The 26,361-nt window shown below is 45.5% G+C and carries 23 protein-coding genes; 16 read left to right on the forward strand and 7 right to left on the reverse strand.

The window, feature by feature from the left end:
• Positions 1 to 37: 37 nt before the first annotated feature.
• Complete coding sequence (locus K0O23_RS10040) at positions 38 to 265, reverse strand: outer membrane beta-barrel family protein (RefSeq protein WP_219877297.1); 228 nt, start codon at positions 263 to 265, stop codon at positions 38 to 40.
• A 304-nt stretch (positions 266 to 569) separates the two neighbouring features.
• Complete coding sequence (locus tag K0O23_RS10045; RefSeq protein WP_394371696.1) at positions 570 to 1,979, reverse strand: DEAD/DEAH box helicase; 1,410 nt, start codon at positions 1,977 to 1,979, stop codon at positions 570 to 572.
• Positions 1,980 to 2,635: 656 nt separating this feature from the next.
• Between K0O23_RS10045 and K0O23_RS10050 the strand changes: the two genes are divergently transcribed.
• The 3 genes from K0O23_RS10050 (at position 2,636) to K0O23_RS10060 (ending at position 5,339) form a co-directional block, all read left to right on the forward strand.
• Positions 2,636 to 3,388, forward strand: coding sequence for a YebC/PmpR family DNA-binding transcriptional regulator (locus tag K0O23_RS10050; RefSeq protein ID WP_219877298.1), 753 nt, complete (start codon positions 2,636 to 2,638; stop codon positions 3,386 to 3,388).
• Between the two features lie 14 nt (positions 3,389 to 3,402).
• Positions 3,403 to 4,521 (forward strand): CaiB/BaiF CoA transferase family protein, encoded by a 1,119-nt coding sequence (locus tag K0O23_RS10055; protein WP_219877299.1) that lies wholly within the window; start codon positions 3,403 to 3,405, stop codon positions 4,519 to 4,521.
• A gap of 137 nt (positions 4,522 to 4,658) precedes the next feature.
• On the forward strand, positions 4,659 to 5,339 hold the full coding sequence (locus K0O23_RS10060) for a hypothetical protein (protein ID WP_219877300.1): 681 nt from the start codon (positions 4,659 to 4,661) through the stop codon (positions 5,337 to 5,339).
• Positions 5,340 to 5,386: 47 nt separating this feature from the next.
• Here the strand turns inward: K0O23_RS10060 and K0O23_RS10065 are convergent, their stop codons facing one another.
• Positions 5,387 to 6,127, reverse strand: coding sequence for a phenylalanine 4-monooxygenase (locus tag K0O23_RS10065; protein ID WP_219877301.1), 741 nt, complete (start codon positions 6,125 to 6,127; stop codon positions 5,387 to 5,389).
• 417 nt (positions 6,128 to 6,544) lie between these two features.
• On the opposite strand from K0O23_RS10065, the gene K0O23_RS10070 reads away from it, so the two are divergent.
• The 3 genes from K0O23_RS10070 (at position 6,545) to K0O23_RS10080 (ending at position 10,075) form a co-directional block, all read left to right on the forward strand.
• Positions 6,545 to 7,441 (forward strand): porin family protein, encoded by an 897-nt coding sequence (locus K0O23_RS10070; RefSeq protein WP_219877302.1) that lies wholly within the window; start codon positions 6,545 to 6,547, stop codon positions 7,439 to 7,441.
• A gap of 254 nt (positions 7,442 to 7,695) precedes the next feature.
• Positions 7,696 to 8,838, forward strand: a complete 1,143-nt coding sequence (locus K0O23_RS10075; protein ID WP_246597029.1) for a sulfatase-like hydrolase/transferase — start codon at positions 7,696 to 7,698, stop codon at positions 8,836 to 8,838.
• A gap of 115 nt (positions 8,839 to 8,953) precedes the next feature.
• Positions 8,954 to 10,075: a hypothetical protein gene (locus K0O23_RS10080; RefSeq protein ID WP_219877303.1), complete on the forward strand. Its 1,122-nt coding sequence runs from the start codon at positions 8,954 to 8,956 to the stop codon at positions 10,073 to 10,075.
• Positions 10,076 to 10,140: 65 nt separating this feature from the next.
• On the opposite strand, the gene K0O23_RS10085 is transcribed toward K0O23_RS10080, so the two are convergent.
• The 3 genes from K0O23_RS10085 to K0O23_RS10095 form a co-directional block, all read right to left on the reverse strand.
• Entirely contained in the window at positions 10,141 to 12,018 is a 1,878-nt protein-coding gene (locus K0O23_RS10085) for an ABC-F family ATP-binding cassette domain-containing protein (protein WP_219877304.1), read from the reverse strand.
• A 103-nt stretch (positions 12,019 to 12,121) separates the two neighbouring features.
• Entirely contained in the window at positions 12,122 to 12,514 is a 393-nt protein-coding gene (locus K0O23_RS10090) for an SPW repeat protein (RefSeq protein WP_219877305.1), read from the reverse strand.
• Positions 12,515 to 12,604: 90 nt separating this feature from the next.
• Positions 12,605 to 13,108, reverse strand: coding sequence for an RDD family protein (locus tag K0O23_RS10095; protein ID WP_246597030.1), 504 nt, complete (start codon positions 13,106 to 13,108; stop codon positions 12,605 to 12,607).
• A 297-nt stretch (positions 13,109 to 13,405) separates the two neighbouring features.
• Between K0O23_RS10095 and murI the strand changes: the two genes are divergently transcribed.
• The 3 genes from murI to K0O23_RS10110 all read left to right on the forward strand — a co-directional run bounded on the left by murI (position 13,406) and on the right by K0O23_RS10110 (position 16,365).
• Positions 13,406 to 14,221, forward strand: coding sequence for a glutamate racemase (gene murI / locus K0O23_RS10100; protein WP_219877306.1), 816 nt, complete (start codon positions 13,406 to 13,408; stop codon positions 14,219 to 14,221).
• 275 nt (positions 14,222 to 14,496) lie between these two features.
• On the forward strand, positions 14,497 to 15,045 hold the full coding sequence (locus K0O23_RS10105; RefSeq protein ID WP_219877307.1) for a hypothetical protein: 549 nt from the start codon (positions 14,497 to 14,499) through the stop codon (positions 15,043 to 15,045).
• Between the two features lie 132 nt (positions 15,046 to 15,177).
• Positions 15,178 to 16,365, forward strand: a complete 1,188-nt coding sequence (locus K0O23_RS10110) for a glutathionylspermidine synthase family protein (RefSeq protein WP_219877308.1) — start codon at positions 15,178 to 15,180, stop codon at positions 16,363 to 16,365.
• Positions 16,366 to 16,621: 256 nt separating this feature from the next.
• On the opposite strand, the gene K0O23_RS10115 is transcribed toward K0O23_RS10110, so the two are convergent.
• Entirely contained in the window at positions 16,622 to 17,332 is a 711-nt protein-coding gene (locus K0O23_RS10115; RefSeq protein ID WP_219877309.1) for a hypothetical protein, read from the reverse strand.
• A 144-nt stretch (positions 17,333 to 17,476) separates the two neighbouring features.
• On the opposite strand from K0O23_RS10115, the gene K0O23_RS10120 reads away from it, so the two are divergent.
• The 7 genes from K0O23_RS10120 to K0O23_RS10150 all read left to right on the forward strand — a co-directional run bounded on the left by K0O23_RS10120 (position 17,477) and on the right by K0O23_RS10150 (position 26,359).
• Positions 17,477 to 18,580: a complex I subunit 1/NuoH family protein gene (locus tag K0O23_RS10120; protein ID WP_219877310.1), complete on the forward strand. Its 1,104-nt coding sequence runs from the start codon at positions 17,477 to 17,479 to the stop codon at positions 18,578 to 18,580.
• A gap of 157 nt (positions 18,581 to 18,737) precedes the next feature.
• Positions 18,738 to 19,340 carry a NuoI/complex I 23 kDa subunit family protein gene (locus tag K0O23_RS10125; RefSeq protein ID WP_219877311.1) on the forward strand — a complete coding sequence of 201 codons (603 nt, stop codon included), beginning with the start codon at positions 18,738 to 18,740 and terminating at the stop codon, positions 19,338 to 19,340.
• Positions 19,341 to 19,483: 143 nt separating this feature from the next.
• On the forward strand, positions 19,484 to 19,996 hold the full coding sequence (locus tag K0O23_RS10130; RefSeq protein ID WP_317195677.1) for an NADH-quinone oxidoreductase subunit J family protein: 513 nt from the start codon (positions 19,484 to 19,486) through the stop codon (positions 19,994 to 19,996).
• A gap of 2 nt (positions 19,997 to 19,998) precedes the next feature.
• A complete protein-coding gene (nuoK, locus tag K0O23_RS10135; protein WP_246597031.1) occupies positions 19,999 to 20,310 on the forward strand; it encodes an NADH-quinone oxidoreductase subunit NuoK in 312 nt (103 codons plus the stop codon).
• A gap of 394 nt (positions 20,311 to 20,704) precedes the next feature.
• The gene (gene nuoL / locus K0O23_RS10140; RefSeq protein WP_219877312.1) at positions 20,705 to 22,879 is read left to right on the forward strand and encodes an NADH-quinone oxidoreductase subunit L; all 2,175 of its coding nucleotides are present in this window, start codon (positions 20,705 to 20,707) and stop codon (positions 22,877 to 22,879) included.
• 237 nt (positions 22,880 to 23,116) lie between these two features.
• Positions 23,117 to 24,859 carry a complex I subunit 4 family protein gene (locus K0O23_RS10145; protein ID WP_219877313.1) on the forward strand — a complete coding sequence of 581 codons (1,743 nt, stop codon included), beginning with the start codon at positions 23,117 to 23,119 and terminating at the stop codon, positions 24,857 to 24,859.
• Positions 24,860 to 26,359 carry an NADH-quinone oxidoreductase subunit N gene (locus K0O23_RS10150; RefSeq protein WP_219877314.1) on the forward strand — a complete coding sequence of 500 codons (1,500 nt, stop codon included), beginning with the start codon at positions 24,860 to 24,862 and terminating at the stop codon, positions 26,357 to 26,359.
• Positions 26,360 to 26,361 lie beyond the last annotated feature (2 nt).

Below are 26,361 nucleotides of genomic sequence, written 5' to 3' on the forward strand. Positions count from 1 at the left end.
CTGCCGTTACCACCTCCAGCATTTCCGCCGCTACTCTTTACATATCATTGGTCATGCCGCGCTTCTTCTTGGCAATCTGGGTATCTAATTTACCGAAGCGGTAGTTAAACGATAGATTTACCCTCCGCTGAATAAAGTATGATTCCTGCGATTGATAGAAGTTAACGTCTTCAACATCTGTGAACCAGCGTTTTTCTTTCTGGGACGGGCTGCTCACTGATAATGTCATACTTGCTTTATTGTCTTTCAGGAATTGCTTGTTCATAGAAACACTGTTGTAAACATACCTTGACCTATCTGCCCTGCAGTAACACAGTAGGTGAGTTAAGTCCCACATTTCCGCTCACACGCCAGTTATTAGCAAAGCGGTAACTAGCGTAAGAGTATAAGGTAAAGCTATCATTGTTTTGTGGCAGGCCATTAATGTAACTGCTCAGGCGATACATATTCTGCTACTTCCTCGCCTGAAGGTATAATAGGTTAGTTATTCCTTTATAAAACTGATATCCTTTTAGGAGTCAAGGGAATATGTGTAAACAAAAAAGGCAGCCCCTTAGAGCTGCCTTATTTTATGCTTGTGGAGTTGATTGTACTTCTCCGCCGTCTGTTGGTTTGTTCCGGTTGCGGTTCCTGTTTCTGTTGCGGTTGTTAGGACGCTTTGTGGCACCTTCTGCAGTACTTGTTTCGCCCTGTGCCTGTGGTTTTGCTCCGGCCTCTTTCGGGTTACCGGGTTTGCGGTGATGCTTGCTGCGGTGGTCATGCTTTTTAGCACCAGCGCCTGGCCTGTTGCCGCCACCTTGCCTGCCGCCACCTCTGGTGTCGTGGCGTTTGGTAGGGTCGTAAGCCGGACCGGGGCCAAAGTCTTCTGGTAAAGATAGTTTAGGTAATTCCCTTTCTATCAGGCGCTCTACCTTCTGCACCTTAAACATGTCTTTCTCGTTCACGAAGGTTATCGCCACACCTGTAGATGCGGCACGTGCCGTACGGCCTACGCGGTGCACGTAATCCTCAGCGTCCTGCGGCATGTCAAAATTCACCACATGGCTCAGGCTGTCAATATCAATGCCCCTCGACACAATATCAGTAGCTACCAGTATCTGGTGCTGTTTGTTCTTAAAGCCCTGCAGCGCGCGTTCACGCTCTTCCTGACTCATGTCTGATTGTATACCCTCTGCCCCGAAACCCATTTTGCGTAGCGAACGCACAATCTGGTTCACGTTTGATTTGCGCGAGGTAAACACGATCATACTTTGTACTTCCTGTTCCTGTAGCAAATGCTCCAGTAAAGGAAGCTTCTGGTTGTCGTAAGCCAGGTACAGGCGTTGGTCTATACCGGCAGCCGGTTTCGAAATGGCTAGGTTTACTTCGGCTGGGTTCTGTAAAATTTGCTGTGCCAGGTCTCTTATTTTTCGTGGCATGGTAGCGGAGAACAGTAGGGTCTGCCGCTCCTTAGGCAACTGCTTTATGATCTTGAGCAGGTCATCCATAAAGCCCATGTCCATCATTTTGTCGGCCTCGTCCAGCACCAGGTGGTTTAGCTGGTCCAGCTTAACATAGCCCATGGCCATGTGCGCCAGCAGGCGGCCCGGTGTGGCAATAATAATGTCCGCGCCGGTTGTTAGGGCACGTTTCTGCTGGTCCCAGTCGCCGCCTTTGCTGCCGCCATAAATAGCAATAGAGCTAACGGAGGCGAAGTAGCCAAAGCCCTCTACCTGTTCGTCAATCTGCTTGGCAAGCTCGCGGGTTGGCACAAGTATAAGTGTGCTGGTGTGCTCATAGCCTTCATGTGAAATACGATCTATCAGGGGCAGCAGATAGGCAGCTGTTTTGCCGGTACCGGTTTGGGCGCAGGCAATCATGTCTTTACGCTCCAGAATTAAAGGTATGGCTTGTTCCTGCACGGGAGTAGGCTTGTTGTAGCCCATCGAGTCAATCCCGGTTAGCACGTTTTCGTGTAGGTTAAACGAATGGAAATCCAAAGTATAGCTGTTTGTTAAATTAAAGATACAAGCCCCGCAAATCATAGCAGGCACTATTAACTAGGTAAAGATACGATAAATATAAGATTAATATACAAACTGCTGCTTGCAGCAAAATCTGCTTAAGTAAAGTTATACTTTTGTTAAATATGAAGTATATGTGTTATAATTGGATGTATTAGTATTAAATACAATATATATGGATTGTTAAATATTATTGTTTTAATGCGTGCAAATCCATTTAAATCTTAATATGAGCGTAAATATTGTGATATATATATATGTTTAGTATTTTGGTTAATATATAAAAAGTTATATTTTATTGTAACATTTGCTTTGTGATGGCGTAAGATGAAATAAGCTGTATAAACAGTATCGTCTTAGTAAAATATAATTAATAAACTATATTGCCATGAAAAGAGCTGTACAAGACTCACCTAACTTCTTTCTTCTGTTAGGTCTGAATATTATCAATGCCATCTTTATGTTACTATAGCCTATAGTAACATTTATACATAAAAACGAATTTGAAGAGCAGCCTGATCTGGTGTCAGGCTGCTCTTTTTTTGGGTTTACTTCCTTCATTTTTTGTTTTTTTGCTCTGCCATACGAGCATGACAATAAAAAATAACCATAGCTAATACTAAACTCTACACATGGCAGGACATAATAAATGGTCACAGATTAAGCGTAAGAAAGGCGCTCTGGATGCCAAGCGATCAAAGATATTTACGAAGCTTATCAAAGAAATCACCGTCGCGGCCAAAGTTGGCGGCCAAGACCCAGACGGTAACCCGCGCCTGCGGCTGGCTATACAAACCAGCAAGGCCGTTAACATGCCCAAAGATAATATAGAACGTGCTATCAAAAAGAGTGAGGGCACAGACGGGGATTATACTGAGGTAACTTATGAAGGATATGCCTCGAACGGAGTTGCTGTTTTTGTAGAGTGCCTGACTGATAACATTAACAGAACCGTGCAGAATCTGCGCACCATTTTTAACAAAGGCAACGGCAGCTTGGGTACCAATGGCTCTGTAGAATTTCTGTTCGATAGAAAAGGCGTTTTTGTGGTAAAGCGCGATACGGCAATTGGGCTAACAGATGATGAACTGCTACTGGAACTGGCAGACGGTGGCGCCGAGGATGTGGAGTTTGAAGAGGATTATATAACCATCTACTGTGCCATGGAGGATTTTGGTGCGCTGCAGAAAAAAGTAGAGGAACTACAACTCGAAACAGAGACAGCAGAACTGCAACGCTTACCTAAAACCACGGTTATGGTGGATGATCCGGAGGCGGTGCGTAAAATTCTTAAGCTGATAGATGCCTTAGAGGACGATGACGATATTCAGAAAGTATACCATAACTTAGAGCTGACAGATAATGTGCTGGCCGAGCTGGCTTAAGTAAAACATAAAACGTGGAAGCAATTTTTAAAGATATACTGGTACTGGAACTGGCAAGTGTGCTGGCTGGGCCCAGTGTAGGGCAATTTTTTGCCGAGCTAGGTGCAAGGGTTATTAAAGTAGAGAATGCCGCTACACAAGGCGACGTGACCAGGACCTGGAAGCTAAGCTCCGAATCTGCCGAAACCGATACGCCTGCCTATTTCTGCGCTGCCAACTGGGGTAAAACTTCGCTACCGCTAAACCTTACAAATGAGCAAGATCTGCAACAGCTTTACAAACTGATAACAGAAGCCGATTTAGTGATTGCCAGCTATAAGCCCGGTGATGCCGAAAAACTGAAAGTTGACTACAACACGCTTAAAAGTATAAATCCCCGCATTATTTACGGCCACATTACAGGCTACGGCCCCCACGATAACAGGGCCGGCTACGATGCCATCGTGCAGGCCGAAAGTGGCTTTATGTACCTGAACGGAGAAGCAGATGGGGAGCCAACCAAAATGCCTGTTGCCTTAATGGATATCCTGACAGCGCACCAGCTAAAAGAAGGTTTGCTGGTGGCCATGCTGCAGCGCTATAAAACAGGCAAAGGCCAGCTAGTGCAAGTGTCGCTGCTGGAGGCAGCTATCTCGGCGCTGGCAAACCAAGGCACAGCATACCTGGTGGCAGGGTATGAGCCAAAGCGAATGGGTTCAGAGCATCCCACCATTGTACCCTACGGCAGCGTGTATACTACCAAAGACCAGCAACAGTTGGTGTTGGCCATTGGCGACGACAGGCAGTTTAAAAGACTTTGTACCATACTTGGCTCTGCCGAACTTGCTGATGATCCAAAGTATAAAAATAACTATAGCCGCGTGCAAAACAGAGGAGAGCTTAATGGCATACTTAGCAAACTGATAGCAGCGCAGCTCCGTGACGAACTGCTGCAGCAATTGCACCGCCAGCATGTTCCGGCTGGTGCAGTAAACGCTATACCGGAAGCGTTGCGGCTGCCACAGGCGCAGGCTATGTTGCTAGAGTATCCATCGGCTAAACCAGGTATCAGGCAGGTGGCTTTTAAGCTGCAGGGGCAGGAGTTGCCTGGCTTACAGCCGCCGCCAATCTATGTGCAGAAACAGAAAATATAAAGCCCTGCCTTAAGGCATGCTTTTCTAGCTCAGCATACTTATATTGCCCTAAATCATTAATTAACGCTCATTTTTAAACAAAGTACCTTAAACTACGGTACAAACTACATCTGGCAAATCTGATACAGATACATACTATGGAAGATAGATTAAATGATATTGTAAATGGCCTGCACCAGAAATCTGTTACAAAGCAGGAAATTTACCGGAATACCCTTGCTACTTTTAACAAGCTGAAAGAGATAGCACAGGAAATAGTAGACGAACTTACTGACAGAATAACAAAGCAGGACGCTAACGTGATAATTGAGTACCGTAACGTGAACGAGCATGAGTTTCACATAAAGTTCTCAGGAGATTTGCTTGTATTTGTAATGCACTCCAACATCATCACCTTCCCGGACGATTACGAGATCATGCGCAACGACTATGTGGATGAGGATTTCAGAAGGCGGTTCTTCGGGCATATCATGGCCTATAACTTTATGGCCGACACGATAAAGTATAACAGGCTGGATGATCCGGGTTACCTGGTAGGGCGGATGCTGGTAAACATCGAAAACCACTTCTGTATAGAAGGCGTAAGGCAACTCGACCTGCCATACGATGAAATCACGAACATGGCCAAAAATGTAATTACAACCAAAACGCTACGTGTGGTTGTAGAAAGTGCCATGGTAGCAGCCGTTAACAACGACCTGATGGGACAGGATGTGTCTGATATAGAACGCATCACTCTGAAGCAGAAACTGGAGAACACCCACCTCACCAAACCACGCAAGCTTGGTTTCAGGATAAGCCACGAACTAACGCATTAAAGTATAAAAGGCAGCTCTGGATTAACTGAGCTGCCTTTTACACTTTTTTATACTTTTTCCAGTTGTCGGCGCATGGCTGCAATGGCCTCACTTATTTTTGGCAGGCTCTCCAGTAACTCCTCAAAGCTCTCTATACAGAAATACTGGCTCTGAAATGTTTCCTTGATATAAGCCGTGTCCAGAATGTGATCTACGTCAAAGCCATACTTTATACTTTCGTCGGACACAGACAACTTACTTTCGCCTACAGAGGAAAGTATACCGGCTCCGTAAATTTTTGCTGCCTCGCCCTGTTTCCGGAACAAGCCGAACTCAATGGTGTACCAGTAAATGCGGGTAAGCTTATCAATAACATCCGGCTTATCCACGTGCTCCAGCGCCATCGCCGATAGGGCAGCCAGAAACTCGCAGTAAACAGGGATGGTAAGCAAAGGCACATGTCCAAACACATCATGGAACATATCCGGCTCCTCCAGGTAATCCAGTTGCTCCATACTTCTGATCCAAACTGTGGCCGGGAACTGCTTATTGGCGATCAGGCTAAAGAACACGGCATCATCTACAATGCCAGGAGCAGGCACTACCTCAAAGCCGGTTAGCTGCTTCAGGCGCTGGTTTACCTCGTTAAAATCAGGGATGCGGTCCGGTTTAAAATTAACGAGCTTCAGGCCCTCAAAAAACTCAGGGATGGCCTTGCCCGGTAGGTTTTCTATCTGGCGCTGAAACAGGATTGCCCAAACTTTATGGTTTTCTTCGGTATAGTTGCTGTATTGTTGAGTCAGGCTCATGGGTTTTGGTTTTAACTTTATGGATAAATGAATTAGGTACAAACAAAAAAAGCAGGGCTTTCGCTCTGCTTTTTTCTATCACTTCAGGTTAACGTTTAGTTCTTCCTGTTATTTATGATTTATTATCGGAGTGATTGCCAAAGAGAGCGCGTAATGTGCGGTAATAATGATAGCTATAATAGCTATACACGCTCAGGCAATAAGAATGAACAACATGCAGCAACTCCATGCCAAGTGGCATAGGTAACGATAGTACTGTTATGGCTGCAGTGTTCTGGTTCATTTTATAATTCTTGTTGCAAAGATGTTGGTTTTAAGCTGAAAAGCAAATTTTACACAGATTTTTAATTTCAGGCTGTTGATCTATCATATAATATGGCAGCTTCAGTATATTTGATGTTAAAATCTGATTTTCCTATGAAAACAATTCTAACTCGTTTATTTGCCCTGGCATTTTTATATATAACTTATACTTCGGCTACCGCACAAACCATAGAGGTGGGTAAGCTGAGAGTTGGAGTTAGAGGAGGGCTATCTGCTGCTAACCTGCTGTTTGTAGAGGCACCCAACAAGTTTGCCGGCGATTGTCCGGATGGTACAACCAACTGCATCAGCTACAGTGATTCTGAATTTTATACCTTTGATTATACTGGTGACCTTGGTAATACACGTTTAGGCCTGGTAGCAGGATTGTATGCAGAACGCATACTAAATGAGAAGCTAACAGTAGAAGCTGGTATTAACTACGAGCAAAAAGGCTTAAACCTGCTTTATACATCTTACTCTGAAAAACAGCAGGGCTCAAACATGACGGAGAATTGGAAGTACTATAAGCGGGATATAAGAAACGATTATCTGGTGTTGCCTTTAGTTGTAAAGTATAAACTTGATCCTGGCTCGCGCTTTTACATAACTGGGGGTGTTTATACTGCTTTTCTTGTAAATGCAGCAGGCATAGCAGCAGACAGCAGCTCCGCGAGGGCAACTACATCATGGGGGCAGAGCGGTAACACTAGCAGTTTTAAACAAACAGTTACCACCGAGTGGACAAGCAAGTTTGATGCAGGTGTTGTTGGCGGAGGCGGTATGTCCTGGCCACTTGGAAACAATTTAACTTTGAGTGCAGATGCAAGGCTGAATTTTGGTCTGTTGAAAGTAGATGCAAAGTATAACAACAGATACGAAGAGAGGCAAATGAGCACTCCCTCAGGTGGCGGCAGAGTAATCATCAGCGAGAGTTTCTACAGAGGCCTCAGCTCACAATCACGAAATATTAGTCTGGCGCTAACAGCAGGTATATCCAGAAATTTTTAAAGTATAAGGGCAGCTTTGGGCTGCCTATTTTATTTTAGAAGGTGCTTCACTTATTGCGTTAAATCATTAACAGAAAAGAATCTCGCAACCTGGGATATTTGTATAAAGCCATACTGCATGCATTTCCTTCATAAAGTATACTTTAAGTGGCTGCTAAGATATTTTAATATTATCTCCTGCTGATACAACGTTGTGCGTTAATACAATGTATAAGCTATTGTAAATGAATGGTTTAATATTGTAAAGCATAAGCCATGGCCGCAATGGTTTTATCCGGCAAGTATAGGAACAGAACACTTTTAAAGCGTATAATTTATTGCCTTTTACTGCTTTTTATACTTTTATTATTCTGGGGTTGCGCGGGTGGTTCATCAGGTTCTAAAAAAGATGCGATCCAGACAAAAAATGTGGTGATCATTGTAATAGATGGCCCACGGTATTCAGAGACATGGGGCAACACACCTGGGTTAATTCCAAACATGTCCGGAGAGATGAAACCGCAGGGTGGATTTTTAAATAATTTCTACAATGATGCCTATACTTATACTAATTCCGGGCATGCTGCCATTACAACAGGCGTAAACCAACCTATAGACAATTATGGGGATGAGTTGCCTTCAAATCCTTCTGTTTTCCAATATTGGCTAAAAAGCACCGGAAAGCCGTCAACAGCGGCTTGGATCATATCCAGTAAAGATAAATTGCATATACTCGCCAATACGCTGGACCCAGAGTGGCAGGGCAAATTTATGCCTTCTATAAATGCTGGAATAAATGGGCCGGGTACTGGTTACCGAGCAGACTCGCTTACCACAGCAAAAGCGAAGGAGATAATGCAAAAGCACCGGCCTAACCTTGTGCTTATTAATTTTATGGAGCCTGACGGATTTGCGCACGCAGGTAATTGGGCTTATTATTTAAGAGGCATTTCCAGGAATGACAGGTATGTAAAAGAGATCTGGGACTTCCTGCAAAACGATCCGTTCTATAAAGATAATACTACCCTCATCATCACCAACGACCATGGGCGCCATCTGGATGGAGTTAAAGAGGGCTGGCAAGAACATGGTGATAATTGTGCCGGATGCGAAAAGGTGAGTTTGCTGGCGCTGGGCCCTGATTTTAAGAAAGCCAACGTTGTGGAGCCTAAGTATACTTTAATTGATATTGCTCCTACAGTTGCTAAGTTACTAGGCTTTGAAATGGACCGGAACGTGTATATGCCACGAATCGATACAGTTGTGGTGCCTTATAATGTAGACTCCGCAGGCATTGTGCTTCAGAAAGACTCTTTGAAACTGCAACTTTTCCTGGATACGGCACAGATGCAGGGGAGCCCGATACGAGAGCTTTTTTTAGAGAATAAACTAAAGTTTGTTGATAGTAACTGGAATTGAAAGTCGCGGCCTTTATGGGCTGTGTAATACTTTAACTAATGTTTTAACCTGAGCTTTATCTTGATTTAATTCTCGATTCTGGAAGGGTATAATTCTTTAACAGCTGACTGCACCCATGAAAAAGCGTCTTCTGTATTCCCTTATCATCCTTTTCCTGATAGATTTTCGGCCACTAAAAGCACAGGCAAATCTTTCAGCCAACTCTTTTTTGGTAAATAGTTTTGCAATTGGCCAAGAACGGGAAAATAATGAAAACCCGCTATTCAGAAATGAAGAAGTACTGGCTTTTACGCTTACCATGGATATGAAGGAGATGCTGAAAGACAGGGGAGAAGAACGAAGCTACCATAGTGCTACCATCACTTATCAGGACAAAGAGGGTAAAACAGTTACTGAAGCGCTGAAGGTAAGGGTACGCGGTAACAGGCGCCGGGACCCTACAGTGTGTAATTTTCCGCCGTTGATGCTGAACTTTAAGCGCAGCACCGTTGAGAAAACTGTATTTGGGAAGGTAAATAAGCTTAAACTGGTTACACATTGCAATAACGAAGATTATGTGTTGCGGGAGTACCTTGTTTATAAACTTTATAATATTGTTACAGATGTAAGCTTCAGGGTTAGGTTATGCCAGATACGCTACGAAGACGTGGCAGGTAAAAGAAAACCTGAAATAAGATATGCATTTCTGATAGAAGACGAAGATGATTTAGCAGAAAGAAATGTAGCTACCATAATGCCAGATGAGTTGCTGATTAGAATGGATGCGACAGACAACCGTACAATGGCAAAACTAGCCCTGTTTCAGTACATGATAGGCAATACCGACTGGTCTGTTCCTTACCGCCACAATATTATGTTGTTGTACATTGCCTCATATGGTAAACCAGTGCCGGTACCTTTCGATTTTGATTATACTGGTTTGGTGATGGCGCCTTATGCAACGCCTCCTCCGGAATTAGGTATCTCATCAGTTAGGCAGCGCCTCTTCAGAGGATATAGTATTCCGGGAGATGCTATAGCAGAGCTAGTACCGTTCTTCAACAACCGCAAAGCCGATATCTATCGGGTTTATACTAGCAACAGCCTGCTGGACGACAAATACCGGAAACAAACGATCAGGTACCTGGACGAATTCTTTAAAATCATTAACAAGCCCAAAGACTTTGAACGTCACATCTTAAAAGTAGGCCATCAAAATGAACGGAACGTGGTAGTTGTAAAAGGGCTGGAGAAATAAAAAGAGGCTGACATTATACTTTGCCAGCCCCTTAAGTAAATGCTTTATACTTTTGATTGATCAGCTTACATCAGTTCTGCCAGTTCAAGCCACCTGAATTCCTTCTCTTCCAGCTGTTCGTTTATACTTTTCAATTCTGTTGCCAAGGCTTGCAGCGTTTCATGGTCGGTGGTGCTGCCACTGTTCATGGTTTCGATTATCTCGTTCTTGCGGGTTTCCATCTGCTCAATCTCCTTCTCCAGCTTCTCGTACTCCTTCTTTTCGTTGAAAGTGGCTTTACGCTTGTTAGTTGGCTGCTCTGTCTTTTTCTCAGGTGCAGGTGCAGCAGGTGCAGGTTTTATGTCCTGTTCCTGTTTGTCTTGTTCTCTTAGCCACTCACGGTAGTCGGTGTAATTGCCCGGGAAGTTGCGTATCTTGCCATCACCCTCAAACACGAACAAATGCTCTACTAGCCGGTCCATAAAATAACGATCGTGGCTTACTATAAGCAGGCAGCCGCCAAAGTTCAGCAGAAAGTCCTCCAGTATGTTAAGCGTGATAATATCCAGGTCGTTAGTAGGCTCATCCAGAATAAGGAAATTCGGGTTTTTGATGAGCACACGCAGCAACTGCAGTCGGCGCTTTTCGCCACCGCTTAATTTGCTTACAAAAGTATACTGCTGGGGCGGCGCAAACTGGAAGTGCTGCAAAAACTGGCTTGCCGTTATCACTTCGCCGTTGGCCATCTCCACTACCTCGGCGATCTCCTTTACAATATCAATTACGCGCTGGTCTTCTTTAAACTGTAGTTCGTCCTGGGTGTAATACCCAAAAACTGTAGTCTGGCCAGCGTCTATCATGCCCGCATCTGGCGTTAAGTTGCCCACCAGCATGTTCAGGAAAGTAGACTTGCCTGCTCCGTTCGGCCCAACTATACCTATGCGGTCCTTCTTTTTAAACACATAACTAAAGTCATCCACAATTTTCTTATCACCAAATGACTTAGAGATGTGCTCTACCTCGATGATTTTGCCTCCCTGGCGCGTTGTTTTAACCGAAAGCTCCAACTGCGGACCAGTGGTTTTTCTGGCGGCTTTTTCTTTTAGCTCCTCAAAGGCATCTACTCTATACTTTGCTTTTGTGCCACGCGCTTTTGGCTGTCGCCGAATCCAGTCCAGCTCTTTGCGCATCAGGTTGCGGGCTTTTTCGGTTTCAGCAGCGGCGCTTTCTTCACGCTCTGCCTTTTTCTCTACAAAATAGCTGTAGTTGCCTTTATAGGAATAGATCTGGCCGTTATCCAGTTCTGCTACCTCGTTGGCCACTTTATCTAGAAAATAGCGATCGTGGGTAACCATCAGCAGGGTAGAATTCTGCGTACTCAGCAAGCCTTCAAGCCACTCGATAGTATCCAGGTCCAGGTGGTTGGTTGGCTCGTCCAGTATTAGCATATCGGGCTCTTCAATCAGCACTCGGGCCATGGCCACACGCTTGCGCTGCCCTCCGGAGAGGTGCTTTATTTTAGCATCGAGGTTGTTGATGCCTAGTTTAGAGAGTATCTGCTTTACTTTTACTTCAAAATCCCAGGCCTGCAGTTCGTCCATGCGCTCCATCAGCTGCTGCATTTTCTCTGCGCTGGTTTCCGGGTTAGCTATGGCTGCTTCGTACTGGCTGATCACGTCCAGTGTCTCGTTCTGCATCGAGAAGATATTTTGCTGCACTGTAAGATCTTCGTCGAACTCTGGGTTTTGGCCAAGGTAACCTATACTTACTTCTTTGCGCACACTAACACTGCCCTCATCAGGAGGTAATTTCCCGGCAAGCACGTTAAGCAAGGTAGTTTTGCCAGATCCGTTTACACCAACAAGTGCTACCCGCTGGCCCTGGCTAATGCCAAAGTTCAGGTTTTTAAAAAGCCAGCGTTCGCCAAAGCTTTTGGAAATATTTTCTGCTGATAGGTAATTCATACTGCAAATTTAGACATTAATATCCAGAGCAAAGGGCAAAAAAATAAACAGGCCAGCCTGAAAAGGCCAGCCTGTTGTTTTACATGTAAACATTTAAATTTAGTTAGCGCACCGGATTATCCTGATGTGCGTGTCGCGTAGTGTATGACTTGCTAGGCACCCGGTGCGTGGTAAGCGAGGCTATAATAGCAAATATACCACCGATCAAATGCGGCATGAATACCAAATGATCAAAGTTGAACATCCATGGCGACAAAGCCAGGATAACACCTAAGCCAAAGTCTACCATTAAATGCGATTGCATCGGTATTTTCCGTATCAGCCCTACCTCAAAATCTGTAAAAACAGTCTGAAGTAGTACAAGAACACCTGCTATCACCATAATCCAGGTGGCATATGTAACATCTGAAAAGTTAAACAGCCACGGTGCAACTATAAATAATAATCCCACTACATAGTCCAAAACACCATGAAAGCGGGTTGGAATAAATCTCATCACAATCCTCCTTTCTTATAGGTTATACATTAAACCTATACGAGTGTAATAAAAAGGGGGGTAATAAAAGTGCAATTTTTTAGTGACTGGCTAGTCTGTTACTACAACAGTACGGGCCAGGTAATCGTGCAGCATTTGGCATCGCCTGGTGGTAAGTATAAGCAAAAAACCAAGCAACAGTGGCGCAGCAGAAATCAATTTGGAAAAATAACGCAGGTTAGCCTGTGCAAAACTAATGCGCTTGCCACGCAAGTCTGTTACCTTAAGGCCCAGGGTGAATTTGCCGATAGTCGCCTGCTTTGGCGAAGACTCCAGCAAAGTATAATACAGCCAGTGCAGTACAGGTAAATAAATGTTAAAGAAAAGCATCTTAAAGACAATCCATACTTCGTTTATACTAAAGGTGCCATCCTGAAGTAACTCTTTCCAAGTATAAAGCTGCTGCGACTCTCCGGAGGTAGAGTATAAAATAACAGTATACCAAAAGACCAGGAGCGAAGTGTCTACCAGAAAAGAAACAAACCGTGTTGATAAGCTGCCATACAGAGATGTCCGTTTTACGGTAGGGTTAGGTATGGTAAATGCAGTTTGCATAAGGGCTCCTGTTAGTTTTAAATTTATAATAATCTTGGCCGGATTGTATTTAGTCTCCTGTAGCAGGCTGGCCATTAAGCCAGTTGTGGTGTATTGCTCTGTGAAATTATAAATTTGTTTTTAAGCAACAAATAATTTAACAAAAATTATATATATAATTTTTAGATTGTAATATTAAAGGTATTAGTAGAACTTAAATATATCTAATAACATTCATTGTGGCGCTTTTATCAGGTGAACGTACTTATTTTGATGGTAAACGTCAGTTTTTAATGGTTTTATCTAACTTCGCACCGCATGGTAACAGAAATTAAACACAGACCCATTGGGATTTTTGATAGCGGAATTGGCGGACTTACTGTTGCTCAGGCAATTACAAAAGTGCTGCCAAGCGAACGCATTATATACTTCGGTGATACAGCGCATTTGCCTTATGGCGATAAATCTACGGCAGCAATTCAGGCCTACGCCGTAAAGATCTGCGACCTGCTGATAAAGCAGAACTGTAAGGTTATACTTATTGCGTGTAACTCTGCTTCAGCAGCCGCTTATGAGCTGGTAAAGGAGTATGTAGGAAGCAAAGCCAGGGTGCTGAATGTAATAGATCCGATCATTTCCTACATCGGGCAAACCTACCCGGACAAAACAATTGGACTGATAGGCACAAAGCAAACCGTAAACTCAAATGTATACCGCAAAAAGGTAGATGATTTGGGTAAGGGGATTCAGCTTCAGTCTCATGCTACACCGCTGCTGGCTGCTATGATAGAAGAAGGTTTCTTTAATGACTCCATCTCTGAGAGCGTTATCCACACTTACTTATCTGATCCTGACCTGAATAACATAGAGGCACTTATACTTGGATGCACGCATTACCCGCTTATTAAAAAGCAGATCGAGAATTTCTATAAAGGTGAGGTAGATGTGCTGGATGCCAGCCAGATTGTTGCCCAGCATGTAAAAGATTACCTGGAGGAAAATAATCTGGCATCTGATAAATTGATTGGCGAGCACCATTTCTACGTATCTGATTTTACCCGCTCATTTGAGGAAAGTACACGTATATTCTTTAAGCGGCAGGTGCATTTAGAGCATTATCCGTTATGGGAGTAGAAGGGCGCTTTGCGCCAATTATGAATAACTAATTACGAATTACGAATGAATTTGTAACAACGTGTGATTTCTGATTCATAAGTCAAACAGGTTTCTGTAGAGACGCAATATTTTGCGTCTTAGTTTGCGACAAGATGACCTTATAGCGTCTTTAAGACCTGTGAGCGTCTTGGCAGGTTACAAAGCAGTTACTACCCAAAGTATAAAGCAGACCTAATTCAGGTTCTTCTGCGTAAAAAGTATATCTTTAAGCAATACCCTTAGTATAAATTCCGATGAAAAAGCGATATCTGACCATAGGCGATTTTAAGCGCAATGCTTTTATTGTAGCTGCGGCCGCCTGCATGGGCCTTACCAGTTGCAACTCAAATAACCAGCAGGACGAGTGGAAAACCGGCGACGAAGTAGCTGTACCGGACGGTATTGTTACAGAGCTTACTGAAGAAGCTCCTGACCAATGGAAGATTACCGACGAACGCACCACAGCCCCAGGGCAAAGTATGGCTATTTTAAAGTATAACGATGGCCGTGTAGACACCCTACAGGGGCTTGCACTGGAGAACCGGATGAAGGATATTGCTACTAACCAGGGTACTTATAACCAAGGTGGTTTTGGGCTAGGCAGTGTGTTGTGGTGGAGCGGCATGGGCTTTATGGCTGGCCGTATGATGTCGCCAAACCCTGCCTATTATGCAAACCCAGGCGTGATGAACAACACAGCCGCATGGCGCCAGAACGTACAAACTTATCGCCAGCAAAGCACTGCACCTCGCACAGGCAGAAGCGGTTACTTCAGAGGACGAAGCGGCGGGGCTGGAGCATAGTCGTTGATCGTTGTTCGTTAGTCGTTGTTCGCATGGAGTATTGTAGCGTTAAGTATAAACCACGCTCTTATTCGTCTTTGTCCGGTGCCTGAACCGGTAATAGTAACATTTATCTCATCCTGATATAAAATCATGTTAGCTAAAGGGAAAAACAATATTCGTCTTACTGCGCATACCGGCGACGTAGAAACTGCAGTGCGTGGCCTTGGCTGGGAATGGTGCGTGGAAGATGGCTGTGCCAACTACGTGCCCGGCGAGGCTGTGGTGCTATCAGAAGATGATGCAGAAGCTCTTTTGCAGGCTGCAGATACGCTTTACGGCATGATGGTGCAGGCGGTGCCCGAAAATCTACCTGATGAATTCCTGAAGATCCTGGGGATACCCGAAAACCTGTGGGAAATTTTGCGTCAGTCCTGGAACGACGACAGGCACTGGCACCTGTATGGGCGCTTTGACCTGGCGCAGACTCCTGATGGGCCGAAACTACTCGAATTTAATGCTGATACCGCCACCTCGATACCTGAAACGGCTGTTGTGCAATGGGCCAGCCTGGCAGCAGCCGGGAAAAACGATGCCAATCAATATTCTGGTCTGTACGAAGCCTTGGTAGAGCAACTTAAAAGCTGGCGCATGCTTAACAATGACCTGGCTCCGGCTTTGCTCTTGACTTACATTGGTGCCAGCGCTGAAGACGAGGCCAACTGCGCTGTGATAGCCCAGGCTGCTACAGAGGCAGGCTTTGAGGCACATCTTTGCCCAATTGAAGAGGTTAGTATTTCTACAGAAAGCGCTGAAAAGGGAGTGTGGGCACAGGTTGGAGCCGAACAATGGCGTCAGTTTCCGTTTTTATTTAAGCTGTTGCCCTGGGAGCAAATTGCTTGGGAAGAGCCGGAACTGCTGCAAAGCTTAACTTACCTGGCAAGTATGCGCAACGTGGTTATCGCAAATCCTGCTTATACGTTACTGTTCCAAAGCAAAGGCATGCTTGCCTGGCTCTGGAAAGCATACCCGTACCACCCGCTGCTACTCGAAACCGACCTGGAGCCACTTAGCGGCAAATACATCCGGAAGCCATACTTTGGCAGAGAGGGGCAAAGTATAGAAGTAGTAGATAAAGTGCGTGTTACTAAAGTTGCCGGTGAATACGACAAGCAGCAGCAAGTATACCAGCGCTGGTGCGACCTACCCGAAGACAATAGTGGCTACCAATACCAGGCCGGTGTTTTCTGGGCAGGTGAAGGCTGTGCTATTGGCTTCCGCCGCGAAAGAGGTATCATCACGAACTTATCGCAGTTTGTTCCGCATTTGGTCGAGGACTAGGATTTATGAATGGTAGGATTTAAGAGACATCTTTATACTTGAGTTGCTTTGCCAAAAATTATAATTTGATGGGACAAATAGCGATCAAATGCTGTCAACTTAAGCAAAAACTGTCATCTCGACGATAGGAGAGAACCTTATAGAATTCCTTCTGCACTAATTTCAGATGGTTTTCTCACTGGCGTTCGAAATGACGGCACAAATAACTTATCAAAAAAACCTGAAGCCGATAGTTGATTATACTTTGAGGCTGTTTCTACTGGTTTTGGTTTTGTGTCAAATTCATGTTTACCAGCTTTATTTCTCCTACTTTTCCGTCCTGCCCATTAATTTTACCGTACCTGCCGGATTTACCACCGGTACCTCCCATTTGTAAAATGATGATGGAATGCTGCTTACGGTACTGGTTAAATCTTGGGATAAAGCCTGCGGTGCTGTAGGTTAATTTAACATTGCCCCCGTCGCCGCCTCTACCGCCGGCACCTCCTGCCTTTGCCTGGCGTACGGGAGCAGTACTTTTAAAGGTGCCGTCACCATCTGATTTTGAGGTTGCTGCAATTTCTGAAACTCCATCTTCACCACTATCTCCGTTACCGCCTCTGGTGTCGATGGTAAGACTACCTAAGGTCTCAAAATGTATATTTATCTCTGTGAGGCTTCCATTCTGTCCATCAGACCCACTGCTACCGGTTCTTCTGAGAGAACCGTCCAGACCTTTTGCTATAACTTTGCAATTTTTAGAAATAAAAGCCGCGTTTACACCCATAAAAGCTGGCTGGTCATGATTGAAGTGAATGGTAGCTTTGCGATGCATGATCAGGGTGTCTGCCAGCAAAACATTGTCAGAGCCAACCTGATACACTTCCTTCTCTCTGATCACTAACTTAGAGATAACCTGTTGCGCTTTTACGATTGGCGCGCTAAGAAGCAGTATTAGCACAGCGGCCGGAATAAGTTTGTTGTACATCAGTTTTGTTGTAGAAGGTTCGTGTAATAATATTAAATAATCCTTATATGATGAAATACACCCGAATTATATTTTAAACAGCCTCAGAGTAACATTTTAGCGCATTAAAAACTACCTTTGCCTGTTAACAAACCCTGACCGCCTATGCTTGCTTTTGTGCTTACACTTGTGCTGTTGCTCTCGATAGTGATCGTGCTGGCGTATGCAGAGCGTAAGGTGGCAGCTTTTATGCAGGACAGGCTCGGGCCTACCGAAGCTGGTCCGTATGGTTCTTTGCAGTCGGTGCTGGACGTTCTGAAGCTATTGCAGAAAGAAGATATTGTACCTGCCGCTGCCGATAAAAGCCTTTTTAAATTAGCTCCCATCTTAATTTTTGCTGCTGTTTTCGCTGGTTTTGCGGTTATCCCATTCACTCCGGATCTGGTGCCTGCAGGCATTGGCATTGGCGTATTTTACTTACTAGCCATCATCTCATTGGATGTGGTTGGTCTGCTAATGGCCGGATGGGGCTCTAATAACAAATATGCCATGCTGGGCGCGATGCGTTCCGTAGCACAGATTGTGTCTTATGAGATACCTGCTGGGTTGGCTATACTTGCCGCGGTAATGGTTTGCCAATCCCTGGATTTCCAGGAGATCAGTTACCAGCAGGGCGCTTTAATGAACCAGTTTCCGGGGCTGGAGTATGAGATGAACTGGCTATTTGGCATCCGTGACCTTGGTATAAACACGACAACTATAGGCGGCATCACTACCTGGAATATTTTCCGGGCACCTATACTTTTAGTAGCATTTGTGATATACTTTATAGCCTCGCTGGCGGAGAGTAACCGGGCACCTTTCGATATTCCGGAAGCGGAGTCGGAGCTGGTGGCGGGCTTTCACGTAGAATATTCAGGATTTAGGTTTGCAGCGCTCTTCCTGGCAGAGTATAGTATGATGGTGCTGGTAAGTTTAGTGGCCGTTATACTTTTCCTGGGTAGCTGGAACACACCTTTACCGAACATTGGACCCGTTAGCCTGGCCTACTGGACCACCGGCACCGTAGGAGAACTATCAAGTATACTTTGGGGCGGGTTCTGGTTGCTGAGCAAAACATTTGTGCTGCTGTTTCTGCAGTTGCAGATACGCTGGACGTACCCGCGCCTGCGCGTAGACCAGCTAATGCACCTATGCTGGAAAGTGCTTACACCAATTGCTTTAGCTGTTGTTTTAATAGCAGGAATTTGGCGGTTGCTGATGATCTAATTTAAATGTCATTTCGAGCTGGGGGTAGGGGCCCTCGATAAGGGAGAAATCTATCTTAAATTCTAAATAGATCTCTCATTACATTTGAGATGACAAAACTGTAAGATAATTCCCTTCAAGGGAGGGGCCAGGGGTGGGTTAACACTCCATTAAGATTATGGAAACTAAAACCATAAAACATAAATCCGGATTCTGGGACGTGGTGAAGTCGCTGGTAAGTGGCCTGCGCCTGACGTGGAAGCACTTCAGGAATGCTAAAAACCGACGCACTCCGGAGTATGTATCCGATAAGAATTACTTCAACCAACCCGACGGACTTGTAACGCTAAAGTACCCTTACGAGGCATTGCCTGTACCCGACAATGGCCGTTACCGCCTTCACAACGAAATTGACGACTGCATTGTTTGCGACCTTTGCGCTAAAGTATGCCCGGTAAATTGCATCACGATTGAGTCTGTAAAAGCCACGGAAGAGATTGGGGTAACCTCCGACGGCACAAAAAAGCGCTTGTACGCGCCTGTTTTCGATATCGATATGGCCAAGTGCTGTTACTGCGGCCTTTGCACCACCGTTTGCCCAACCGATTGCCTGACTATGACACCTGTGTACGATTTCGCGGAAGTAGACATCAAAAATATGATCTACCACTTCACCGATCTCACTCCAGAACAGGCCGAAGAAAAGAGGCAGCTACTGGCCAAGCAGCAGGAAGAAATGGCAGCAGCAAAAGCAGCTGCTTTGGCAGCTAGAAAGCAATAGAGCTAAAGCCCTAGCGGCGTGTGCAGCTCCCGCTAGTGTCTGACTACGAAGCTAAAGCCTTTGCAACAAGACGCTCGCAGGACCTCCGGACGCTGCGAGGTCTAAAAACGAATAACTAATAACGAACAACTAATAACGAAATCGTGCTTTTCTACATCTTCGCCATACTGGCTATACTTTCGGGAGCGTACATGGTGCTAACGCGTAATTTGCTTTATGCGGGTTTTTCGTTGTTGATAACCTTGCTAAGTGTAGCCGGCATTTACGTGCTGCTGTTCGCTGACTTTATTGCGGTTACCCAGTTGATGGTGTATGTGGGTGGCGTACTGGTGCTTATACTTTTTGGTATCATGCTCAGTAGCCGTGTGCATGATAAATCGGTTATGTCGGAGAACGTGAACACGGTTTGGGGTACATTGGTGGCAGGGCTTATACTTGTTGGGTTGAGCTATAGTATACTTAAGGCCAATATCAGTTTACTTCCGTGGCTGCAGACAATAGAGATGGATGTGCTGGGCAACCAAAAAAGTACTGTGCAAAGTATAGGCCTTAAATTGATGACCGATTTTGTGGTGCCATTTGAATTGGCTTCGTTGCTACTGCTGATCGCCTTGATGGGAGCCGCTTACATTGCCACCGATAAACAGAAAGTATAACGATGGAGCAGATTCCTTTAGAACATATTTTACTTTTGAGTGCTGTGCTTTTCAGCCTGGGCATACTGGCAGTTATCACCAAACGCCACGCGGTGGTAGTATTGATGGGCATTGAGCTGATCTTTAACGCTGCTAACCTTAATCTGGTAGCTTTCAGCCGCTACGATCCATCGCTCTTGCAGGGACAGATGTTTTCGCTGTTCGTTATTCTAGTGGCTGCCGCCGAGGCTGCTGTGGCGCTGGCTATTGTGTTGCGCGTGTACCAGCATTTTAAAACTGCCAACCTAAGCGAGATCGCTACAGTTGAGAAGTAACTTATCCAGGTAATCCAACCACTCCTAGCCCCTCCTTTTCTAAGGCGGGGAATTTTACTTACTGTTTCTTGTGTAATCATAATTGCTGCTGCCTTATACTTTGTCATCCTGTAAGGATCTTGGTGGAAGGGAGGTTAAGCTAAAACAACAAAGTTTATACTTATCTAAAGCAGGTAAAAATTCCCCGCCTTAGAAAAGTAGGGGCTAGGAGTGGTTGGACCCAGAACTGCAGGCAATAGCATAAATCACCTGTCAAAAATTCCAAAAAAAATATTTAATCTGCGGTCCTGCCAGAAAAATCATATAAATCAATTTAATCCCCTTAATCTGTGGTCCAATATACTTAACTTTGGCCGCTGAAATAGAGCAAACCCTGAAACTATAAAGTATACACTTGGAGCTGTCCGAACTTTTAAAGCCGCTGGCAGGCACGCTACAGACCACTACAGCATTGGTAGTGTTGCTGCTGCCGCTACTCGGGTTTATAGTTCTATACTTGTTTGGCCGTAAGTTACCCCGTCGGGGCGATTGGCTGAGCATAGGTCTGACAGGACTTTCGTTTGTACTTGCAGTGTGGCTTTTTACCCAAACCTGGAACACAGCCATTTTCCATTCCCGCACTACCTGGTTTACCATCCCGGCAACTATAGTTTCTGACTTCACAGCAGGTATACTTTTAGATAACCTCACAGTGCTGATGTTAGTGATCGTTACCTTCATCTCGTCGCTGGTGCAATTGTTCTCTGTAGGATACATGCACGGCGATAGAGGCTACCATCGTTATTTTGCTTACCTGGGTCTATTTACCTTTAGCATGCTGGGTATTGTGCTGGTGGATAACCTGCTATTACTATTTATGTTCTGGGAGTTGGTTGGTTTTTCATCGTACCTGCTCATTGGGTTCTGGTGCCAGCGGCCTGCTGCTGCTGCTGCCAGCAAAAAAGCTTTCCTAGTAAATAGGGTAGGAGATATTGGTTTGCTGCTGGGGTTATTTGCTTTTTATACTTACTTCCGCACATTCGATCTGGAGGCGCTTAGAGCGCTGATCGGGTCCGGGAACTGGGTGAGTACAGACTTTATACTAAGCTATACTTTAAACGGCCAGTCCTGGCTGCTGGAGCTTAGTCCGTTGTTTTTAACGCTGGCCGGGTTGGGCTTGTTTATGGGTTGTGTGGGTAAGTCGGCACAGTTTCCGTTGCAGGTCTGGTTGCCCGATGCCATGCAGGGGCCAACGCCGGTTTCGTCGCTGATACATGCTGCAACAATGGTAGCAGCCGGTGTATACCTAGTGGCCCGTTGCTATGCCTTTTTTACGCCGGATGCACTTACCATTATCGCTATAGTTGGTGCCATTACAGCCTTAGTCGGTGCCTTAGCTGCGCTTAAACAATACGATATAAAAGCAGTGCTGGCTTTTTCAACTATCTCCCAACTGGGTTATATGGTAATGGGGATGGGTGCCGGCGCGTACGATGCCTCGCTTTTCCACCTGACCACACACGCCTTTTTTAAGGCTGCGCTTTTCCTCAATGCTGGTATCATCATTCATGCCATGCACCGGGGGCTGCACCATTCGCATATTGTTGGTAACGTAGATGCCCAGGATATCCGTAATATGGGAGGCCTGCGCAAAACAATGCCGCTCACATTTTATAGTTACCTGCTGGCTGCAGCCGCACTGGCTGGTATTCCGCTTACTTCGGGTTTTCTGTCTAAAGATGCCATACTTTCAGTGGCCTGGGCCTGGGCGCAAACTATGAGCAGCAATGGCAATCTGATATACTTTATAGTTCCGGTTACTGGCTTTGTAGTGGTGGTGCTCACGGCTTTTTACATGGCGCGCCACATGTGGTTCATGTTCTTTGGCAGTTTCAGGGCTCCGTTTAATGTGCAGCAGATACGGTTTTCGCATAAACTGGAAACGGAGCGTGTTATGCTGGTGCCGGTTATTTTACTTGCCATACTTTCGCTGGGAATTTTCTTTTCTCTCAATCCGCTGGTCTTTAAAGGTAGCTGGGTAGTAGAAGGCATCAGCCTGAAAAATTACGACATTGCGTTGCTGGCAGATAACCTGGTACAGACAGTGAGGCTGCAGGACGATTCGAACACCTTGCCGCATATATTGATAGGCATTGCTTCGGCCTTGCTGGCAGCAGCGGGTATAGCCATAGCCCTGGCAAAGTATAACCGCAAAACCAGCGAAGAACTGCTGCAGGAACAGCCAACGAGTACATTCAGCAGGTTATCTTACAATCACTTTTACCTCGACCAACTATACCATTATACTTTTGTGACCCCAATCCTGCTGTTAGCAAAAGGGCTTTACAGGGTAGATAAGCGGGTAATTGACTATACTTTGAACTATGGTAGCAAATGGCTGGTGGTGTTCTCTAAAATGATAGGTTGGTTCGACAGGCTGTTTGTAGACGGCACAGTATGGCTGATCGCGGCTACCTCTAAATTTCTGGGGCGTTTTGGCCGCGGATTGCAAAATGGTAAAGTGCAGAGCTACTACGCTTATTCTTTATTCGGATTTATTCTGATTATACTATATATCGTTCTGTTTTAAAGTATCTTTGACCACAGATTAAGGGGGATTTTAGTGATTAGAGGGATTTCTGTCTGGAGTAATAAACTGAATTGGCACTGAATTGCCAAATTGCTCTTTCGGATTGCAAATCCGAAGCAGCAGAGTACAGAAGAAATCAGACCTCACAGTGTCTTACAGACCTATGAGTGTCTAACGATAACAATTAACAACTAACAATCAACAATCAACAACTAACAATCAACAATCAACCAGTTGATGGATTTTATACTTAGCGGCTTAATCTTCTCACCTTTGCTGGCGGCGCTTGTTGTGCTGCTTTTGCCTACCCGACTGCAACAGCCCATTAAGGTTGTGGCGCTGGCCGGTGCAATGGTGCAGATGGTACTGGCCATACTTTTATACTTCAGGTTCGATGGTGCAGCTTTTGCAAACGGACAGATGGGGTATCAGTTTGTAGAGAAACTGAACTGGATCGGTTTTTCGCTGGGTAGCCTGGGCCGTTTGCAGATAGATTATTTTGTAGGCGTAGATGGGATTAGTATTGGCCTTGTACTGCTAACGGGCATTATCGGTGTTATAGGGGTCATCTCATCCTGGACCATCACCAAAAACATCAAAGGCTACTTTCTGCTTTACCTGCTGCTCATAACAAGCGTAATGGGCTGTTTCCTGGCGCTGGATTTCTTCCTGTTCTACCTCTTTTTCGAGTTCATGCTCCTGCCAATGTACTTCCTAATCGGTATCTGGGGTGGTCCGAAGCGTGAGTACGCTGCAATCAAGTTCTTTATTTATACCCTGGTTGGCTCGCTATTCATACTTATCGTGATGATCGGGTTGTATACTTCGGTGATTGATCCTATGGCTACGGCAGTGCAGTTAAACCTATTGCAAAACGGTGTTGCCAGTCCGGATGCTATACTCCAGGTACAGCAAATGCTGCAGCAAAACGTGATCAGCGGCTCTGAGTTGGTGCGTACGTTCAGCATACCTGCCATGATGGAGCCTGCCAACTTTATACCGGGTAGTTTGCTGCACGTGCTTTCAGGAAGTATACTTTGGGATTTGCCGCTTCGCTTTATCGCCTTCCTGTTGCTGTTTGCCGGTTTTGCTATCAAGGTGCCGTCGGTGCCTGTACATACCTGGTTACCCGATGCCCACGTGGAGGCACCAACGCCAATATCGGTGTTGCTGGCAGCTATACTTTTGAAAGTGGGTGGCTATGGTTTGATCCGTATAGTTTACCCAATATTCCCGGACGCCGGTGCATACTTTTCTGTACTTGTTGGTGGTTTGGGCGTGCTCTCCATTATCTACGGTGCACTGTGTGCCCTGGCCATGAACGACCTGAAAAAACTGATCGCTTACTCGTCGGTGTCGCATATGGGTTTTGTGCTGCTGGGTTTAGCCTCGCTTACTGTAGAGGGGGTGAATGGTGCTGTTTACATGATGTTCAGTCATGGCATTATATCGGCTATGCTGTTCCTGGTGGTTGGGGTCATCTATGACCGTGCCCATGACAGAATGATTCTTAACTTCAGAGGTTTGGCTAACCGCATGCCGGCTTACACAACTTTTGTGGTGATAGCTTTCTTTGCCTCGCTTGGTTTGCCGGGTTTCTCAGGGTTTATTTCGGAGTTGATGGTGTTGCTGGGTGGCTTTAGCGCCCCGGATGTAACGGGTATGCTGCCGCGCTGGATGACGGTGGTGGCTGTTGTTGGTCTGCTGCTGAGTGCCGCTTATTACCTGTGGGCCTTGCAGCGCATGTTTTTCGGCAAATACTGGATATTCCCGGAGCTGCGCGAAAAAGTAATGATCTTCGATCTGACCAAACGTGAATACCTGATGCTGGTGCCGCTGGCTATACTTGCCGTGCTATTCGGTATCTTCCCGCACCTGCTGCTCGATAAAATGGGTGTTTCGGTTACCGGTTTTACGGAGCTGGTACTACAGAACGGGCAGGAGCAGTTAAACATGGTTTTATCATCGATTACCAAATAAGTGAACGAACAGGCAGCTTTTTTATCAGACAAGATCAACGCCATAGTTTCAGGTGCAGGTTCTTTACTGCCTGAGCTGCTGCTGGCCGGGTTTTTTCTGCTGCTGGTTACCCTAGATCTTTTCAAGTCTAAAACTATAAAGCAACTGCTGCCCTGGCTGGCGCTTACAGCTTTATTCGCTACCCTGATCATCCAGATCTTAGGCGGTTATACTTCCGGCGACGAGATTTTCCTGGATTTGCTGCTATCTGACGGGCTGGCTAGGTTTGGCGGTATACTTTTTAGTGCGGCAGGCATCTTTACCATACTTCTATCACTGCAGAACAAGCCGCTTGAGCACCTCGAAAAAGGCCGTGGCGAGTATTACGGGCTTATACTTATACTTGTGCTGGGCCTCAACCTGATGGCCAAGTCTGTTAACCTGCTCATGGTTTTCCTGGCTATCGAAACTGTTTCTATCGCTTCCTACATCCTCACAACCATACTTAAAGATAACAGCCGCTCTGTAGAGGCCGGCATTAAGTATATCTTGTATGGTTCGCTTTCGGCAGGGGTTATGGTATATGGCATGTCGTTTTTCTATGGCTTTACCGGCTCGCTTAACTATACATCCACTGGCTTCGGACTAGCCCTTTTACAGGCGGATGGCCTGCTGGTAGCTATAGCGGCCATACTTGTATTTGCCGGGTTCTTCTTTAAGATATCGGCTGCGCCGTTTCATTTCTGGGTGCCCGATGTGTACCGTGGTGCACCTATGCCTGTAGTTGCATTGTTTTCTACCGGCCCAAAAATGGCAGGTGTAATCGTTATACTTCGCTTTGTAACTCCTTTTGCCGATAGCCTTGCTTTTTCGGATGTGCAGCTGTTTTTGGGCATTGCGGCGCTGGCAACACTGGTTATTGGTAACCTGACTGCTTTGTGGCAGAAAACACCGCGCAGGCTCATGGCTTTTTCATCTATTTCGCATGCGGGTTTTCTGCTGGCGGCTTTGCTGGCGTTCGGTACTAATTATACTTCCGGTATACTTTTTTACCTGGCGGTGCTGCTGTTCATGAACTTTGGCATTTTTCTGTTTCTGCAGATCTCGGAAGATGAACTGGGCGTGGAGGACCTGGAACAATTCTCTGGGCTTGGCAAAGTATACCCGTACCTGGGCGTGATGGCGCTGCTATACTTGCTATCGCTTACAGGCCTGCCGCCATTGGCCGGTTTTATGGGCAAGCTGCTTATTTTTACCAATATCTGGGAGGCTTATACTTTAGGTAGCAACCCAATGCTGCTGGCGTTGCTGGTGGTAGGTATTCTGCTTACTGGTGTAGCCTTGTTTTATTATATAAAGATTCCGTACTACCTTTTCCTTAAAAGGAATTTAAGAGAAGAAAATTTAGTTACTTCACTGTCGAATAAACTATTATTAGCGTTGTTCGCTCTTCCGTTGCTGGTGCTGTTCTTTAAACCAGACCTGCTCCTCAACTGGATCGACCAACTGCTGGCACTATAAAA

This window comes from Pontibacter aydingkolensis, from assembly GCF_019443125.1.
GTDB classification, from domain to species: Bacteria; Bacteroidota; Bacteroidia; order Cytophagales; family Hymenobacteraceae; genus Pontibacter; species Pontibacter aydingkolensis.